The sequence below is a fragment of the Arthrobacter sp. 001422645 genome (assembly GCF_059816125.1).
The window spans coordinates 136,124-151,293 of record NZ_JCBANT010000008.1; the positions used below are offsets into that span (position 1 = coordinate 136,124).

Below are 15,170 nucleotides of genomic sequence, written 5' to 3' on the forward strand. Positions count from 1 at the left end.
AGGGAGATTTAAGGGACCCGGTGCCTTGCGGCCCGGCGGCTCAGGGGATGTGGCGTTCGCCCGGGCGCTGGATCCGGAACCACCGGTATCCGTACCGGCCCAGCTCCAGCTCGAATCCGCCGTCGTCCGCCAGGCCGATGTCCTGGCCGTCCAAAAGGTCCCGCAGGTACGCGCCCTCGAAACCGGACTCCGGGTCCCCGGCCGGGCCGACATTCGCCGCCACCGAGGCCGGTTCCGCCCCGAAATTGTGGGCCAGGACCACCGTGGATCCGCCCCAGGAACACCGGTGCAGAAGCACCTTCGAGGCGGGCTGTTTGATGAGTTCGAAGTCGCCCCACCCCAGCTCGGGGCTTTCCCGGTAGCGCTGGATCAGGGTGGCCATGAAGTTCCACAGCGACTCCGGGTCACGCTTCGCCGCTGCGGCGTTGACGGTCTTCGGCCCGAAGTAGCCGTCCACCACCTGCGCCACGAGGTCCTTTGGGGCGGCGGTCGAGAATCCGCCGTTCTCGGTGTCATTCCATTGCATGGGGGAACGCACGGCCGAACGGCCTTTCGCCGAGAGGTCCTCTCCCATGCCGATTTCCTCGCCGTAGAAGAGCACCGGGGTTCCGGGCAGCGCAAACATCAGCGAGTACACCATACGGATCCGGGCGGGGTCGCCGTCGAGCATGGTGGGCAGCCGGCGGCGCAGGCCGCGGCCGTACATCTGCATGTCCTCGTCCGGCCCGAACACGGCAAAAACCTCCTCGCGCTCGGCGTCGCTGAGCTTGTCCAGGGTCAGTTCGTCGTGGTTGCGGACAAACATGGCCCACTGGTTGTCCGGATGGATCTTCGGGCGGGCGCTGAGTGACTTGGCCAGTGGCCGGGCGTCCTCCCGGGCGAGGGACAAGTACAGGTTCTGCATGGACAGGAAGTCGAACTGCATGTTCAGCTCGTTCCCGGCCGCGCCGCCGAAGTACTTCAGCTGCTCCTTGTAGGGCACATTGACCTCGCCCAGCAGCAGGCCGCTGCCGTTGCGGCGGTTGAGGAAGCTGCGGAGCGCGCTGAGGTAGTCGTGCGGATCGACCTGCGCCGAACCTTCCTTGGACGTGCCCTGCAGCTCCAGGAAAAACGGGACCGCGTCGAGGCGGAAGCCGTCCAGTCCCAGCTGCAGCCAGAACCCCATAGACTTGGCGATCTCGTCCCGCACCTTCGGATTTGCCACATTGAGGTCCGGCTGGTGCTTGGCGAACATGTGCAGGTACCACTCACCGGTGGCCTTGTCCTGGGTCCAGATGGATGTCTCCTCGCCGGGGAACACCACCTGCTCCGAGGTGTCCGGGGGCGTGTCCTTGCGCCAGACGTAGTAATCGCGGAACGGGTTGTCCACCGACTTGCGGGACTCCACGAACCAGGGGTGCTTGTCCGAGGTGTGGTTGAGGACAAAGTCTGCGATCACGCGCATCCCCCGGTCCTTCGCGGTCCGGATGAACTCCACCACGTCGCCCAAATTGCCCAGCCGCCGGTCCACGCCGTACAGATCCGTGACGTCGTAGCCGTCGTCCTTGTCCGGGGTGGGGTAGAAAGGCATGAGCCAGATGCACGTCACGCCCAGGGCCGCGAGGTAGTCCACACGCTGGATCAGGCCGCCGAAATCGCCGGTGCCGTCGCCGTCGCCGTCGAAGAATGTCTCCGGGTCCAGGCAATAGATGACGGCGTTTTTCCACCACAGGTCCGAGGTCTTGGCGATTCTCACAGCAGCACCTCCCGGTCCTGCCGCGGGCTCCCGGACGCGCGAAGCTGCGGGAGCACGTGTTCCGCGAAAGTATGGATGAACGGCGCCTGCTCCTGCCCGACGAAGTGCAGGTACAGCTCATCGAAGCCCAGTTCGAGATATTCGGCGAGCCACTGCGCGTGCTGCCCGGTGTCCGCGGAGATTTTCACCACCTTGCGGACCTGTTCCTCGCCGACGTCGGCACTGACGCCGTCGAAGTGGGCCGCCGTCGGGAGGTCCCAGGGGATGGGTGGGGCGAAGACGTTGCTGCGCCACTGGTCCAGGGCCACCGCAACGGCCTCCTGTTCCGTCGGCGCCCACGACAGGTGCACCTGCAGCACGGCCTTGCCCCGGCCGCCGGCGTCGCGGTAGGCAGCGAGCATGTCCCTCAATTTCGCGTGCGGCTGGTTGACCGTCACGAGCCCGTCCGCCCAGGCCGCCCCGCGCCGCGCGGTTTCCACGCTGACGGCCGGGGCGATGAGCGGCGGCTTGATTTCCGGCACATCCCAGATCCTGGCCTGATGGACGGTGACCAGGCCGTCCCGGGTCACTTCCTGGCCGTCATGGAGTTCGCGGATGATCTGGACGGCTTCCTCGAGCCGCTGCTGCCGGGTCGCCTTGTCCGGCCAGACCTCGCCGGTGACGTGCTCGTTCATGTACTCGCCGCTGCCCGGCGCCAGCCAGAACCGGCCGGGGAACATGTCCGCCAGGGTGGCCGACGCGTGCGCGATGATGGCCGGGTGGTAGCGCTGGCCGGGCGCCGTGACCACACCAAGGCGCAGCTTGGTGGTGGCCAGGGCTGCCCCCAGCCAGGACCAGGCAAAGCCCGAATGCCCCTGCCGGGCGGACCAGGGCTCGATGTGGTCGGAGCACATGGCGGCGTCGAAACCCGCCTGCTCGGCCAGCTGCACGTCCTTGAGGAGCCGGCCGGGGCTGATCTGTTCATGGGAAGCGTGGAAACCGAGGGTAGCCATTGTTCATGTCTACCGTCGCCCCGGCGGGTTGTCGAGGAAATCCAGCCCGGCCGGCCTCTGGCGGGCGGCGTCAGGCGGGACCACAATGGGGCCTATGCAACTGCCCCTGATGCCCCCGGTCGCGCCCATGCTTGCCAAGTCTGTGCCGTCCCTGCCCGAGGGCGCGATGATGTTCGAGCCGAAGTGGGACGGGTTCCGGTCCATCATCTTCCGCGACGGCGGGGACGTGGAGATCGGCAGCCGCAACGGCAAGCCCCTGACCCGCTACTTCCCCGAACTGGTCGAGGCGCTGAAGGCAAACCTCCCGCCGCGCTGCGTGCTCGACGGCGAGATCATTATGGTCGGGGCCTCCGGTGACCGGCTCGACTTCGACACCCTGCAACAGCGGATCCACCCGGCCGCGAGCCGGGTCCGGCTGCTGGCCGAGCAGACGCCGGCGAGCTTTGTCGCGTTCGATCTGCTGGCGCTCGACGACGAGGACCTCACCGGCCGTCCCTTCGCCGAGCGGCGCGGGGCCCTGGAACGCGTGCTCGCCGGGAGCGCGGCGCCGATCCACCTCACCGCCGCGACCCGGGACAGGGGAACCGCCGGGGAATGGTTCCACCAGTTCGAGGGGGCCGGGCTCGACGGGATCGTCGCCAAACCGCTGGACGGGCCATACCTGCCGGACAAGCGCTCCATGTTCAAGATCAAGCATGCACGCACAGCCGACTGCGTTCTCGCCGGGTACCGGGTGCACACGTCCGGCCCGGACCGGGTCGGTTCGCTGCTGCTGGGACTTTACGACGACGCCGGAAGACTCGCCAGCGTGGGCGTAGTGGGGGCCTTCCCGCTGCAGCGCCGCAAGGAACTTTTCGAGGAACTTCAGCCACTGGTGACCAGTTTCGAGGACCACCCCTGGGACTGGGGCCGGCAAGAGGCCGGGACCCGTACTCCGCGCAACGCCGAGGGCAGCCGGTGGAGCGGGAGCAAGGACCTCTCCTTCACCCCGCTCCGGCCGGAGCGTGTGGTGGAGGTGAAGTACGACCACATGGAAGGCGAGCGGTTCCGCCACACGACGCAGTTTGTGCGGTGGCGCCCGGACCGGGACCCGCGTTCGTGCACTTACGAACAGCTCGAGGAGCCGGTCAAGTTCGATCTGGCCGCGGTGCTGGGTACCGGCGGGGACTGATCCGGCGCATCTGGTCGGCGCCCCGTGTGCGGAGACGCTCCCGACGCTCCCGCCCGGTTGCTTTTGCACCGCACTCCGGGGACACGGAAAAACCCGGCGTGTCCTGAGGAACACGCCGGGCTTCCGGGGGTGCGGCCCGAAGCAACCGGGCAGGAACGCTGAGCGCGCTACTTGACGCCGAGCTTCTTGGTGGGAATCTTGAAGGATTCCTTGGCGGTCAGGGCCGAGACGGCCGAGATCAGGCAGATGACGGCGGTGAAGATGCTGATCTGGACCCAGCCGCCGGGCTTGGTGCCTCCCATGGCGGCGACGATCGCCGGGGCGAAGCCTGCCATCAGGAAGCCGAGCTGGGTGCCGATGGCCAGGCCGGAGAAGCGGACCTTGGTGGTGAACATTTCGGCGTAGAACGCGGGCCAGACAGAGTTGGCGGCCGCGTAGCCGAAGGAGAAGAAGCCGATGGCGGCCAGGAACATCAGCGGGACACTGCCGGACTCGAGGCTGAGCAGGAACACCGGCGTCAGGACGGCGCTGGCGACGGCGCCGTAGATGAAGACCGGCTTGCGGCCGATCCGGTCCGCGAGCATGCCGAAGAGCGGCTGGGTGCCGAGGGCCAGGAAGTTCGCGCCGACGACCAGCCAGAGGGTGGTGGTGCCGTCCACGCCGGCGACGTTCTTGGCGTAGGCGATGGCCAGCGTGCCGAACACGGTGGAGACAGCGGCGATGAAGGCGCATGCGACGACGCGGAGGACATCGCGCCAGTGGTGCTTGAGCAGGTCTGCGACGGGAAGCTTGGAGATCTGCGCGTTCTTCTGGGCTTCCTCGAACGCGGGCGGCTCGTGCAGGGTGCGGCGGATGAAGAACGCAACAATCACCACGACGGCGCTGAGCCAGAACGGGATGCGCCAGCCGATGCCGTACTTGATCTCGTCCGGCAGGGCCAGGACGGGGATGAAGACGAGGGCCGCGAGGATCTGGCCGCCCTGGGTGCCGGTCAGGGTCCAGGAGGTGAAGAAGGCGCGACGGTTATCCGGGGCGTGTTCCAGTGTCATGGACGAGGCGCCCGCCTGCTCGCCGGCCGCGGAAAGGCCCTGGCAGAGCCGCGCCAGCACCAGCAGGGCCGGAGCCCACCAGCCGATGGTGTTGAAGTCCGGCAGGCAGCCGATCATGAACGTTGAGGCTCCCATCAGCAGGAGTGTGAACATAAGGACCTTGCGGCGGCCCACCCGGTCACCGAAGTGCCCCAGGATAACGGCGCCGATCGGCCGGGCGACGTAGGCGAATCCGAAGGTCGCGAAGGACATGATCGCCGCATTGGCGCCGGCGTCGGGGAAGAAGACCGTGGGGAAGATCAGTGCGGCGGCTGATCCGAAGATGAAGAAGTCGTAGTACTCGACGGCGCTGCCCAGGAAACTGGCGAGGGCTGCCTTCTTCGGCGTCCCGGCCGGTGCGTCAGTGCCCGGCGTCGTAGACGGGAGTGTCTGGCTCATGGAGTTCCTTTGTGTGACGACATTGTCGCGGATGGATCAGGAAGGTCTCGGCCGCCGCTGGCTTAAGTGTGCGGCAGCAGAAGGTTCGTGGAAAGACCCGGGACGAGTAGCCACATGGTGGGAGCTACTTGTGCCATGTAGCAATCATGACTGTGAGGGCGGTCACTTGTCAACAAAAATAATCACCATCTAGAAATAGCTCTCACCATGTGAGAGCATTTACCTATGAGTGTGAATCAAGACACAGAAGTGCCCGAGGCTGCCGCTGCCCCTCCGGCCCCTGCCCGCAAGGGTGCAAAGGCCCCCCGGAGGGATGCGAAGAGGGATGCGAAGGGGGATGCGAAGGGGGATGCGAAGCGGGATTCGAAGGAAGACTCCCGGACGGACATGGTCGGCAAGGCCTTGGGCCTGCTGGTCCTGCTTGGCGATGAGCCCCGCGGTGCCAGCGCCGCGGAGTTGTCCCGCAGGGCGGAACTGCCCTTTAGCACCACCTACCGCCTGCTGGGTTCCCTGACCCGGGACGGCTTCGTGGACTACGAGCCGGACGGGCGCCGCTACCACTTGGGCCTGCGGGTCTTCCAGCTGGGGCAGCGCGTGTCCAACCACCACGGGTTCGCCGGCACGGCCCTGCCGATCCTGCGGCGCGTCACGGACGAGACGGGCGAAGCCACTATCCTCTCCGTGCGCGACGGAAACCACCACCTCACAGTCAACAAGGTGGACGGACCGCAGACCTTCCGCGTCACGAGCGATCCGGGACACCTGGGCGCACTGCACACCACCTCGGTCGGCAAAGCGCTCGTGGCCTTCGCCGACGACGCCACCCGCAGCCGGCTGGTCGACGAGCTTGAGCTGGAGCCGCTGACCGAATTTTCCATCACGGACCGGGAGGCATTCCGGGCGGAGATCGAACTGGTCCGCCAGCGCGGCTTCGCAGTCATGGACCAGGAGAACGAATTGGGCATGCGTGCTGTCGCCGTTCCGGTGCTCAACGCCCAGGGCGCCGCCTTCGCCTCCCTCGCCACGGCAGTCCCGGTCTTCAGGATGAGTGTCGAGGCCCTCGTGGCCCTGGTTCCGCTGCTCCAGTCGGCTGCGGCCGAGCTGGCCGCCCGGCTGCCGCAGCAGTGAGGCGGCCATGAAATTTCCCGGTTTGTTCGGTAGTAGAACAACAGTGCAACATGCGAACATTTCCGGTACTGTAATTTCCAACACCCGGCCCGCGGACGTCGCCTCGTGCGTCACCGCCCGCCGAGTGCCGTTGTCAAAGGAGCTATACGGATGAGTAACCGAGCAGAGTCCTTCCTCGTGGGCCTGATAGGCGATGGCGTGATGCCGTCCCTCACGCCCCCCATGCACGAACGCGAAGGCGATGTGCAGGGCCTCCGGTACCTCTACCGCCCCGTCGACCTCACCGAACTGGGGCTTCCCGGCCAGAGTATCGGCGAGCTCCTGACCGGCGCCTACCGCCTGGGCTTCAACGGCCTGAACATCACCCATCCGTGCAAACAACTGGTATTGGAGCACCTGGACGAGGTCACCCCCGACGCCCGGCGCCTCGGCGCAGTCAACACGGTGACCATCCGGGACGGCCGTTTCATCGGCCACAACACCGACTTCTCCGGATTCGCCGCCGCCCTCGCCTCCGGGCTGCCGGGAGCCAGGCTGAACCGCGTGGTGCAGCTGGGGGCCGGGGGTGCCGGCTCCGCCGTCGCCTACGCCCTGCTCACCGCAGGGGTCCGGGAACTTGACCTGGTGGACACCGATCCCGCCCGCTGCGCGGCCCGTGCCGCTGAACTTGCGGGCTTCTTCCCGGACCAGCTGGTCACCGCGCGGACGACGGCGGAACTTCCGCACCTGATGCCGCTGGCCGACGGTCTGGTGCACTGCACACCGGTGGGCATGGCCGCCCACCCCGGCGTTCCGCTGGACATGTCCCTCGTGACACCCCGGCACTGGGTGGCGGACATTGTGTACCGGCCGATCGAAACCGAACTGGTCCGTGAAGCCCGCGCCAAAGGCTGCGAGGTCCTCGACGGCGGCCGGATGGCCGTGGGTCAGGCGGCAGACGCCTTCCGGATCTTCACCGGCCGGGAGGCTGACGCGGACCGGATGCGCGCGCACTTCCTGGAACTCGTCGCCGCCGAAGAGGTGGCCGCCTGATGCGCACTGGAATCGCCACAGTCTGCCTCTCCGGCACGCTGCGGGAAAAGATGCAGGCCTGCGCCAGCGCGGGCTTCGACGGCATCGAAATTTTCGAACAGGACCTCGTCACCTCCCCGCTGAGCCCGGAGGACGTCCGCACCATGGCCGCGGACCTGGGCCTGACCCTGGATCTGTACCAGCCGTTCCGCGACTTCGACAGCGTGCCCGGGGATCTGCTGGCCGCCAACCTGCGCCGCGCGGAGGCGAAATTCCGGCTGATGTCCCGCCTGGGCATGGACACCATCCTGGTCTGTTCCAACGTCGCCACCGCCAGCATTGACGACGACGGGCTCCGGGCCGAACAGCTCGCCGCCCTCGCCGCACTCGCCGGGGACCACGGCGTCAAGGTGGCCTACGAGGCGCTGGCATGGGGGAAGTACGTCAACGACTACGAGCACGCGCACCGGCTCGTCGCAGCGGTGGATCACCCCAACCTGGGCACGTGCCTGGACTCGTTCCATATCCTCTCCCGTGACGCGGACACCGCCCCGATCGAATCCTTCGACCCGGAGAAGATCTTCTTCGTCCAGGTGGCCGATGCTCCCAAGCTGTCCATGGATGTCCTGTCCTGGAGCCGGCACTACCGGGTGTTCCCGGGTGAAGGCCAGTTCGAACTCGCCAAGTTCATGGGACATGTGGTCCGGGCCGGCTACACCGGCCCGGTGTCCCTTGAGGTCTTCAACGACGTGTTCCGCCAGTCCGACGTCGAACGGACCGCTGTGGACGCGATGCGGTCGCTGATCTGGCTGGAGGAGCAGAGCGCCAAGTGGCTGGACGCGCATCCGGCCGCCGGAAACGGTGCCGGCAGTGCCGGAACTGCCGCGACAAGCCGCCGCCGGTACGCGATGGAGCTCGCCACGCTCCCGCAGGTGGCCGAGCCCGCCGGCTTCAACTTCGCCGAAGTCAGGGCCGCGGACACCACCGGCCTGGAAACCTTGCTGGGCCAGCTGGGATTCGATTTCAACGGGCGCCACCGGACGAAGAACGTGCAGTTGTGGACCATGGGCCACGCCCGCGTGATCATCAACGAGGATTCCTCCCAGGAATCCCGCACCTCCGGGGCGGCGACCGCACCCGCGATTTCCGCCCTGGGCTTCGACGTCGATTCCCCCGTCGTCGCCGCCGCCCGGGCCCAGCAGCTCAAGGCCCCGGCCGTGCCCCGCAAAAGCCAGGCCGACGAGGAAATTTTCCAGGGCTTCGCCGCCCCCGACTCCACCGAGATCTTCCTGTGCCAGGGCAGCCCCGACGGCACCGCCGTGTGGACCCGCGAATTCGGCGAGGGGCGCGAAGCCCCCGCCGTCGCGGCAGCGTCCCGGAATGCGGTCATCGACCACGTCAACCTCGCCCAGCCCTGGCAGCACTTCGACGAGGCCGTCCTCTTCTACACCAGCGCCCTGGCCCTGGAGCCGCAGCCGTACGCGGAAGTCGCCAGCCCCACCGGCCTGGTCCGGTCCCAGGTGATGCTCACCCGCGACCGCGGCGTCCGCCTCGTGCTGAACCTGGCCCCGCTGATCCAGCGCGAAGGCGCCGCCCCGGACGGGACTGCCGGCCCCCGCCCGGAGGCAACCGGCCAACGCCGCACCTACCAGGAACACATCGCCTTCGCGGTGGATGACCTCGTCGCGACGGCCCGCGCCGCCAAAACACGCGGCCTGGACTTCCTCCAGATCCCGGCGAACTACTACGAGGACCTCGACGCCCGGTTCGGCCTGGACCCCGCCTTCCTGGCGACCCTCCGGGAGCTCAACCTCCTCTACGACCGCGACGCTGACGGCGAGTTCCTGCACTTCTACACCGCCACCGTGGGCAGCGTGTTCTTCGAAATGGTGGAGCGCCGCGGAGCCTACGACGGCTACGGGGCGCCCAACGCCCCGGTGCGGCACGCCGTCCAGTACGACCACCTGCACCAGCTAAACCCCACCCGCTGACCACACTCCCTGACCGACAACACCACACCCCACGAAAGGAGGCTGCTGTGCCTGAAGAGTTCAACCTTGAAACCTACAACGCGGATCCGCTCACCGAGGACGTGTCCGACGCCGCCACGGAGGCCGCACCAAAGACGTATCCGAGTGCTGTCCCTGCCGGGGACGATGCCGCTGAGTCGCAGGCGGACCTCAGCGCCGAAATGAAGGCCCTCGGCGACGCCTACGCCCAGGCCCTCCGGAACGGCGCCCCGGCAGAGATCCAGCCGCGGCTGGACTACGCGCCGTACCGCAGCAGCGTCCTGCGCCACCCCACCAAGGACCTGCACCACGCGGACCCGGAGACCATCGAGCTGCACTCTCCCGCGTTCGGGCACATGGACGTGCACGCGCTGGAGGCGGACCTCACCATCCAGCACGGCGGGGAACCGCTGGGCGAACGCATCGTCGTCTCCGGTCGGGTCCTCGACGGCGACGGCCGGCCGGTCGCCAGCCAGCTGGTCGAGATCTGGCAGGCGAACTCCGCCGGCCGCTACATCCACAAGCGGGACCAGCATCCCGCACCGCTGGACCCCAACTTCACCGGCGTCGGCCGCTGCATCACCGGCGCCGACGGCTCCTACAGCTTCACCACCATCAAGCCCGGCGCCTACCCGTGGAAGAACCACCTGAACGCCTGGCGCCCGGCCCACATCCACTTCTCCCTGTTCGGCAAGGAGTTCACCCAGCGGATTGTCACCCAGATGTACTTCCCCGGTGACCAGCTCTTCCCGCTGGACCCGATCTACCAGTCAATCGTGGACCAGGACGCCCGCGACCGGCTCGTCGCCACGTACAACCACGAGCAGACCAAACCCGAATGGGCCCTGGCGTACAACTGGGACATCGTCCTGACCGGTTCCAAGCGGACCTGGACAGAGAACGAGGCCCTGGGGGCAGAAGGAGACGACCATGAGTAACCCCACCAAACTGATTCCGACCCCCGGCCAGACCGTGGGACCGTTCTACGGCTACGCCCTGCCCTACACCAAGGACCGCGAACTGCTGGCCCCCGGCTCCCCGGGTTCCATCCGTCTGCAGGGCACGGTCTACGACGGCGCCGGCCACCCCATTCCCGACGCGATCCTGGAAATCTGGCAGGCCGACGCCGACGGCAAGGTCCCACACCGCACGGGTTCCCTGGTCCGTGACGACTACACCTTTACCGGCTTCGGCCGCAGCGCCGTCGGCAACACCGGCGTCTTCACCTTCACTACGGTGAACCCGGGCCCCACCGAGGAAGGCGCGGCACCGTTCATCGCCGTGGCGGTCTTCGCACGCGGCCTCATGAACCGGCTCTTCACCCGGATCTACCTGCCGGAGGACGAGGCCGCCCTGGCCGCCGACCCCCTGCTCCGCTCGCTCGATCCGGAGCGCCGCAGGACGCTGATCGCACGCCGCGACGCGGATGGCGGCCTGACCTGGGACATCCGGCTCCAGGGCGACGGCGAAACCGTGTTCCTTGATTTTGAAGGTGCCGGCCCCGAGGGCGCCTCGCAGTGATCTCCCAAGACAACAGTGCTGGCACAGCGGACGGCGCCGGCCGCCAGGGCGACGTCGGCCTCCAGGGTGACTTTGGACTACTCAGTCCCGTCTCGGCGTCACCGGTCGTGGCGGCGCTGACCGGGGACCGGGCGGTACTGGCCGCCATTCTCCGGGTGGAGGCCGCTTGGGCCACGGTCCTGGAAGGCGCGTCCCTGGCGCCTGCCGGATCCGCCGCGGTGGTAGCCGCGGCCGCCGACGAGAGCCGCTACGACCTCGCGGGCCTTGCCGTGCGCGCCCAGGGCGGCGCCAACCCGGTGATCCCGCTGCTGGCGGACCTCCGCGGACACGTCGCAGCCCTTGATACCGCGGGGATCGGCGCCGGACAGGCCGTGCACACCTCGCTGACCAGCCAGGACGTGCTCGATTCAGCCCTGATCCTCCTGGCCAGGGACGCCGTCGGCGGACTGCTCACCGAACTGAAGGCAACGACGGCGGCGCTGGCCGCCCTCGCGGAACAGCACGCGGCCACGCTCTGCGTGGGCCGCAGCCTCACCCAGCACTCCCTGCCGTTCAGCTTCGGGCTCAAGGCGGCCCAATGGTTCCACGGCCTCGCCGCCGCCGCGCGCCGCCTCGAGGCGCTCGAGTTCCCAGTGCAGACCGGAGGGGCGGCCGGGACCCTTGCGGCCGGCACCGTACTGACGGCACGCTCTGGACTCAGCCCCTTTGATCTGTCCGACCGGCTGGCCGCAGAACTCGGCCTCGCCGCCGTCCCGGCCCCGTGGCACACCAACCGCCTCGCCGTCACGTCCCTCGGCGACGCCCTGGCCGCCGTGACCGACGCCGCGGGCAAGATCGCGTCCGACGTGCTGTTCCTGAGCCGCCCGGAGGTCGCCGAACTCGCTGAACCACGCGCCGCGGGACGGGGCGGGTCCTCGGCCATGCCGCAGAAGCAGAACCCGGTGCTGTCCGTGCTGGTGCGCAGCGCAGCCCTGCAAGCCCCCGGCCAGGCCGCCCAGCTGCACCTGGCCGCCGCCAACTTCAACGATGAACGCCCTGACGGCGCCTGGCACAGCGAATGGCCTGCCCTCCGCCAGCTCCTCCGCCTCGGCCTCGGAGCCTCCATCCAGCTCCGGGAACTTGCCGAAGGCCTGCAGGTCTTCCCCGGGGCCATGCGGCGCAACCTGGACCTCGCCGGACCGCTGCTGCTCAGTGAAGCCGTCACGGCCGCCGTCGCACCGCTGCTTGCCGGACAGCCAGGGGCCGGACTGTCAGGTGCTGACGGCAAGCAGTTGCTGCAGTCCGTCGTGGACCAGACGCTCCAGGTCCCGGCCGCCGAACAGGCCGCCACCTACCGGCGGCTGCTCCGCGACGCCGTCCCGCCTGCGCTGCTCTCCGACGCCCGGCTCGAGGAACTGCTCGATCCGGCCAACTACCTCGGCCAGGCAGCCGACATCTCCCGCCGCATCCTCGCGGCCTACCCGGACTACAGCGCCAGCGTCGCCGGCGCCGCCACCGGCACAGTCAGCGGCACCGGCGCCGACACCGTCGCCGGAGTCCCCAAGTCATTACCGATCCCCGACCTGAACGGAGCCTCCCGTGGCTAGACCCAACGTCAAAGCAGTACTGCTCTCGCCCCAGCGCCCGCTGGGGGACAAACCACTCCTCGTGGCTGGCCCGTCCCTGGGCACCTCCACGCTGCTGTGGACCCAGGCCGGCGCCCTGCTCGGCGGCGACGTCGACGTCGTCGCCTGGGACCTGCCGGGGCACGGCATCTCACCGGCCGCGACGGAGCCGTTCACGGTGGCCGAGTTGGCCGACGCCGTCGTCGAACTGGTCGATTCGATCGCTCCCGGCGCCCGGTTCCACTACGCCGGCGTCTCGCTGGGCGGCGCCACCGGGCTGCAGTTGGGCATCAAGCACGGCGACCGCCTCAAGAGCTTGTCCGTGCAGTGCACCGGGGCCAAACTGGGCACGCCGGAGGGCTGGCTGGAGCGCGCGGAGACCGTCCGCACGCAGGGGACCCCGGTGATGATCCAGGGATCGGCGCAGCGCTGGTTCGCACCAGGTTTTATGGAGCACCAGCCGGAACTCAGCGGCCGCCTGCTGCACAGCCTGCGCGACGCCGACCGCTTCAGCTACGCCTTCTGCTGCGAAGCCCTCGCCGGCTTCGACGTCAGGGACCAGCTGGGCAGCATCAGCGTCCCCACCCAGGCCATCGCCGGGGCCCTGGACAGTGTCGCCCCGCCGTCGATGGCCACGGAGATCGTCGAAGGAATCACCTCCGGCGGCGGCACAGCGAACGCCGCGACCCTCGAGGGCGTGGCCCACCTGGCCCCCTTCGAGGCCCCGGGCCACGTGGCCGAACTGCTGCGCAGCCTGATCACCTGGACCGAGTCCACCGGAGCAGGAAAATGACGGGCCGCCAGCTCAACGGCGCAGAACCCGGCGGACCCGAGCGGACCGGGCTGGAACGGCATGGAGCAGTCCAGCCGGACGCCACCAGCCAGGAGGTCTATGACGGCGGAATGGTGGTCCGCCGCGAGGTGCTCGGCGCCGAACACGTGGACCGCGCCAACGCCGCCAAGGACTCCTTCACCGAGGACTTCCAGGACATGATCACCCGGATCGCCTGGGGCGGCATCTGGACCAGGCCGGGCCTGAGCCGCCAGATGCGCTCGGCGGTCACCCTCACCGCCATGGTGGCCCACGGGCACTGGGAAGAACTGGCCATGCATATCCGCGCCGCCATCAACAACGGCCTGAGCCGGGATGAGATCAAGGAAATCCTGCTCCAGACCGCGATCTACTGCGGGGTCCCCTCCGCCAATACCGCCTTCAAGACCGCCCAGCAAGTGTTCCAGTCCATGGACACCCCCGCCAGGGAAAATGCAGAAGTCAACACAGAATCGGACAAGATGCCGTGAACCAGGCCTACATCTACGACGCCGTCAGGACCCCCTTCGGCAAGTTCGGCGGCGGACTCGCCGGCGTCCGGCCGGACGACCTCGCCGCCCACGTGATCCGCGAAGCCGTGAAGCGCGCCCCGAACCTCGACGTCGAACGCATCGATGAGGTGGTCTTCGGCAACGCCAACGGCGCCGGCGAGGAGAACCGCAACATCGCCCGGATGGGCACCCTCCTGGCCCGGCTTCCCGTGTCAGTTCCCGGCACCACCGTCAACCGGCTCTGCGGCTCCTCCCTGGACGCCGCGATCATCGCCTCCCGCCAGATCAACACCGGCGACGCGGAGCTGATGCTGGTCGGCGGCGCCGAATCGATGTCCCGCGCCCCCTGGGTGCTGCCCAAGACGGAGAAGCCCTACCCGGCCGGCGACATGACGCTGGTCTCCACCACGCTGGGCTGGCGGCTGGTCAACAAGGCCATGCGGCCGGACTGGACCGTGTCCCTGGGCGAGGCCACCGAGCGGCTCCGGGAGAAATACGGTGTCACCCGCGAGGCGCAGGACGAATTCTCGGCCAACTCGCACAACCTCGCCGCCGCTGCCTGGGATGAGGGGTTCTACGACAGGCTCGTCACCCCGGTCCCGGGCACGGACCTGGTCCGCGACGAGGGCATCCGTGCCGGATCCACGGCGGAGAAGCTCGCCGGCCTGAAGACCGTGTTCCGGGCCGAGGCCGGCACCGTCACCGCCGGGAACGCGTCCCCGCTGTCCGACGGCGCCTCCGCGGCGTGGCTCGGCTCGGAAAACGCCGCGGGGATCCTGGGCCTGGAACCGCTGGCCCGCATCGCCGGCCGCGGCGCGCACGCTAACGATCCGCAGTTCTTCGGCTACGCCCCCGTGGAAGCCGCGAACAAGGCCCTCGCCAAAGCCGGCATCGGCTGGGACCAAGTGGGCGCCGTCGAACTCAACGAGGCCTTCGCCGCGCAGTCCCTGGCCTGCATCAACGCCTGGGGCATCGACCCGTCCATCGTGAACCGGCACGGCGGAGCCATCGCCATGGGCCACCCGCTGGGCGCCTCCGGCGGGCGGATCCTCGGCACCCTCGCCCGCAGCCTGCAGGCTTCCGGGCAGCGCTGGGGCGTCGCCGCGATCTGCATCGGCGTCGGCCAGGGCCTCGCCGTCGTGCTCGAAAACGTCACCGCAACCGCCACCAGCACAGTAAAGGGCTAGGA

13 protein-coding genes are annotated in these 15,170 nt (G+C 68.6%); 10 read left to right on the forward strand and 3 right to left on the reverse strand.

Annotation, left to right across the window (positions count from 1 at the left end):
- Nucleotides 1-40 precede the first annotated feature (40 nt).
- Together AC6EUH_RS10475 and AC6EUH_RS10480 are read right to left on the reverse strand one after the other, a co-directional pair.
- Nucleotides 41-1,735: an alpha-amylase family protein gene (locus AC6EUH_RS10475; protein ID WP_056428914.1), complete on the reverse strand. Its 1,695-nt coding sequence runs from the start codon at nucleotides 1,733-1,735 to the stop codon at nucleotides 41-43.
- Nucleotides 1,732-2,727, reverse strand: a complete 996-nt coding sequence (locus AC6EUH_RS10480; RefSeq protein ID WP_499738571.1) for a TIGR03885 family FMN-dependent LLM class oxidoreductase — start codon at nucleotides 2,725-2,727, stop codon at nucleotides 1,732-1,734. The genes AC6EUH_RS10475 and AC6EUH_RS10480 overlap by 4 nt, the downstream gene beginning before the upstream one ends.
- Before the next feature lie 94 nt (nucleotides 2,728-2,821).
- Between AC6EUH_RS10480 and AC6EUH_RS10485 the strand changes: the two genes are divergently transcribed.
- Nucleotides 2,822-3,898 carry an ATP-dependent DNA ligase gene (locus tag AC6EUH_RS10485; protein ID WP_499738572.1) on the forward strand — a complete coding sequence of 359 codons (1,077 nt, stop codon included), beginning with the start codon at nucleotides 2,822-2,824 and terminating at the stop codon, nucleotides 3,896-3,898.
- Between the two features lie 167 nt (nucleotides 3,899-4,065).
- On the opposite strand, the gene AC6EUH_RS10490 is transcribed toward AC6EUH_RS10485, so the two are convergent.
- Entirely contained in the window at nucleotides 4,066-5,385 is a 1,320-nt protein-coding gene (locus AC6EUH_RS10490) for an MFS transporter (protein WP_499738573.1), read from the reverse strand.
- Nucleotides 5,386-5,772: 387 nt separating this feature from the next.
- Here AC6EUH_RS10490 and AC6EUH_RS10495 point away from each other — a divergent pair, with 387 nt between their 5' ends.
- From AC6EUH_RS10495 to AC6EUH_RS10535, 9 genes are all read left to right on the forward strand, one after another.
- Nucleotides 5,773-6,513, forward strand: coding sequence for an IclR family transcriptional regulator (locus tag AC6EUH_RS10495; protein WP_499738596.1), 741 nt, complete (start codon nucleotides 5,773-5,775; stop codon nucleotides 6,511-6,513).
- A 150-nt stretch (nucleotides 6,514-6,663) separates the two neighbouring features.
- Entirely contained in the window at nucleotides 6,664-7,545 is an 882-nt protein-coding gene (locus AC6EUH_RS10500; protein ID WP_499738574.1) for a shikimate dehydrogenase, read from the forward strand.
- Nucleotides 7,545-9,515, forward strand: coding sequence for a bifunctional sugar phosphate isomerase/epimerase/4-hydroxyphenylpyruvate dioxygenase family protein (locus tag AC6EUH_RS10505; protein ID WP_499738575.1), 1,971 nt, complete (start codon nucleotides 7,545-7,547; stop codon nucleotides 9,513-9,515). Before AC6EUH_RS10500 ends, AC6EUH_RS10505 begins: the two co-directional genes overlap by 1 nt.
- A gap of 47 nt (nucleotides 9,516-9,562) precedes the next feature.
- Nucleotides 9,563-10,471, forward strand: coding sequence for a protocatechuate 3,4-dioxygenase subunit beta (pcaH, locus tag AC6EUH_RS10510; RefSeq protein WP_499738576.1), 909 nt, complete (start codon nucleotides 9,563-9,565; stop codon nucleotides 10,469-10,471).
- Entirely contained in the window at nucleotides 10,464-11,054 is a 591-nt protein-coding gene (gene pcaG / locus AC6EUH_RS10515; protein ID WP_499738577.1) for a protocatechuate 3,4-dioxygenase subunit alpha, read from the forward strand. Before pcaH ends, pcaG begins: the two co-directional genes overlap by 8 nt.
- Nucleotides 11,055-11,161: 107 nt before the next feature.
- Nucleotides 11,162-12,640, forward strand: a complete 1,479-nt coding sequence (locus AC6EUH_RS10520; protein ID WP_499738597.1) for a lyase family protein — start codon at nucleotides 11,162-11,164, stop codon at nucleotides 12,638-12,640.
- Nucleotides 12,633-13,451, forward strand: a complete 819-nt coding sequence (locus AC6EUH_RS10525) for an alpha/beta fold hydrolase (protein WP_056428935.1) — start codon at nucleotides 12,633-12,635, stop codon at nucleotides 13,449-13,451. The genes AC6EUH_RS10520 and AC6EUH_RS10525 overlap by 8 nt, the downstream gene beginning before the upstream one ends.
- Nucleotides 13,448-13,960, forward strand: a complete 513-nt coding sequence (pcaC, locus tag AC6EUH_RS10530; RefSeq protein WP_499738578.1) for a 4-carboxymuconolactone decarboxylase — start codon at nucleotides 13,448-13,450, stop codon at nucleotides 13,958-13,960. The genes AC6EUH_RS10525 and pcaC overlap by 4 nt, the downstream gene beginning before the upstream one ends.
- Complete coding sequence (locus tag AC6EUH_RS10535) at nucleotides 13,957-15,168, forward strand: thiolase family protein (RefSeq protein ID WP_499738579.1); 1,212 nt, start codon at nucleotides 13,957-13,959, stop codon at nucleotides 15,166-15,168. The genes pcaC and AC6EUH_RS10535 overlap by 4 nt, the downstream gene beginning before the upstream one ends.
- Nucleotides 15,169-15,170: the final 2 nt, after the last annotated feature.

What these genes read in the sequence shown, in the direction of transcription:
- AC6EUH_RS10480 (WP_499738571.1), bottom strand. Translation starts at nt 2,727, where the DNA reads ATGGCTACCCTCGGTTTCCACGCTTCCCATGAACAGATCAGCCCCGGC.
- AC6EUH_RS10485 (WP_499738572.1), top strand. Translation starts at nt 2,822, where the DNA reads ATGCAACTGCCCCTGATGCCCCCGGTCGCGCCCATGCTTGCCAAGTCT.
- AC6EUH_RS10490 (WP_499738573.1), bottom strand. Translation starts at nt 5,385, where the DNA reads ATGAGCCAGACACTCCCGTCTACGACGCCGGGCACTGACGCACCGGCC.
- AC6EUH_RS10495 (WP_499738596.1), top strand. Translation starts at nt 5,773, where the DNA reads ATGGTCGGCAAGGCCTTGGGCCTGCTGGTCCTGCTTGGCGATGAGCCC.
- AC6EUH_RS10500 (WP_499738574.1), top strand. Translation starts at nt 6,664, where the DNA reads ATGAGTAACCGAGCAGAGTCCTTCCTCGTGGGCCTGATAGGCGATGGC.
- AC6EUH_RS10505 (WP_499738575.1), top strand. Translation starts at nt 7,545, where the DNA reads ATGCGCACTGGAATCGCCACAGTCTGCCTCTCCGGCACGCTGCGGGAA.
- pcaG (WP_499738577.1), top strand. Translation starts at nt 10,464, where the DNA reads ATGAGTAACCCCACCAAACTGATTCCGACCCCCGGCCAGACCGTGGGA.
- pcaC (WP_499738578.1), top strand. Translation starts at nt 13,448, where the DNA reads ATGACGGGCCGCCAGCTCAACGGCGCAGAACCCGGCGGACCCGAGCGG.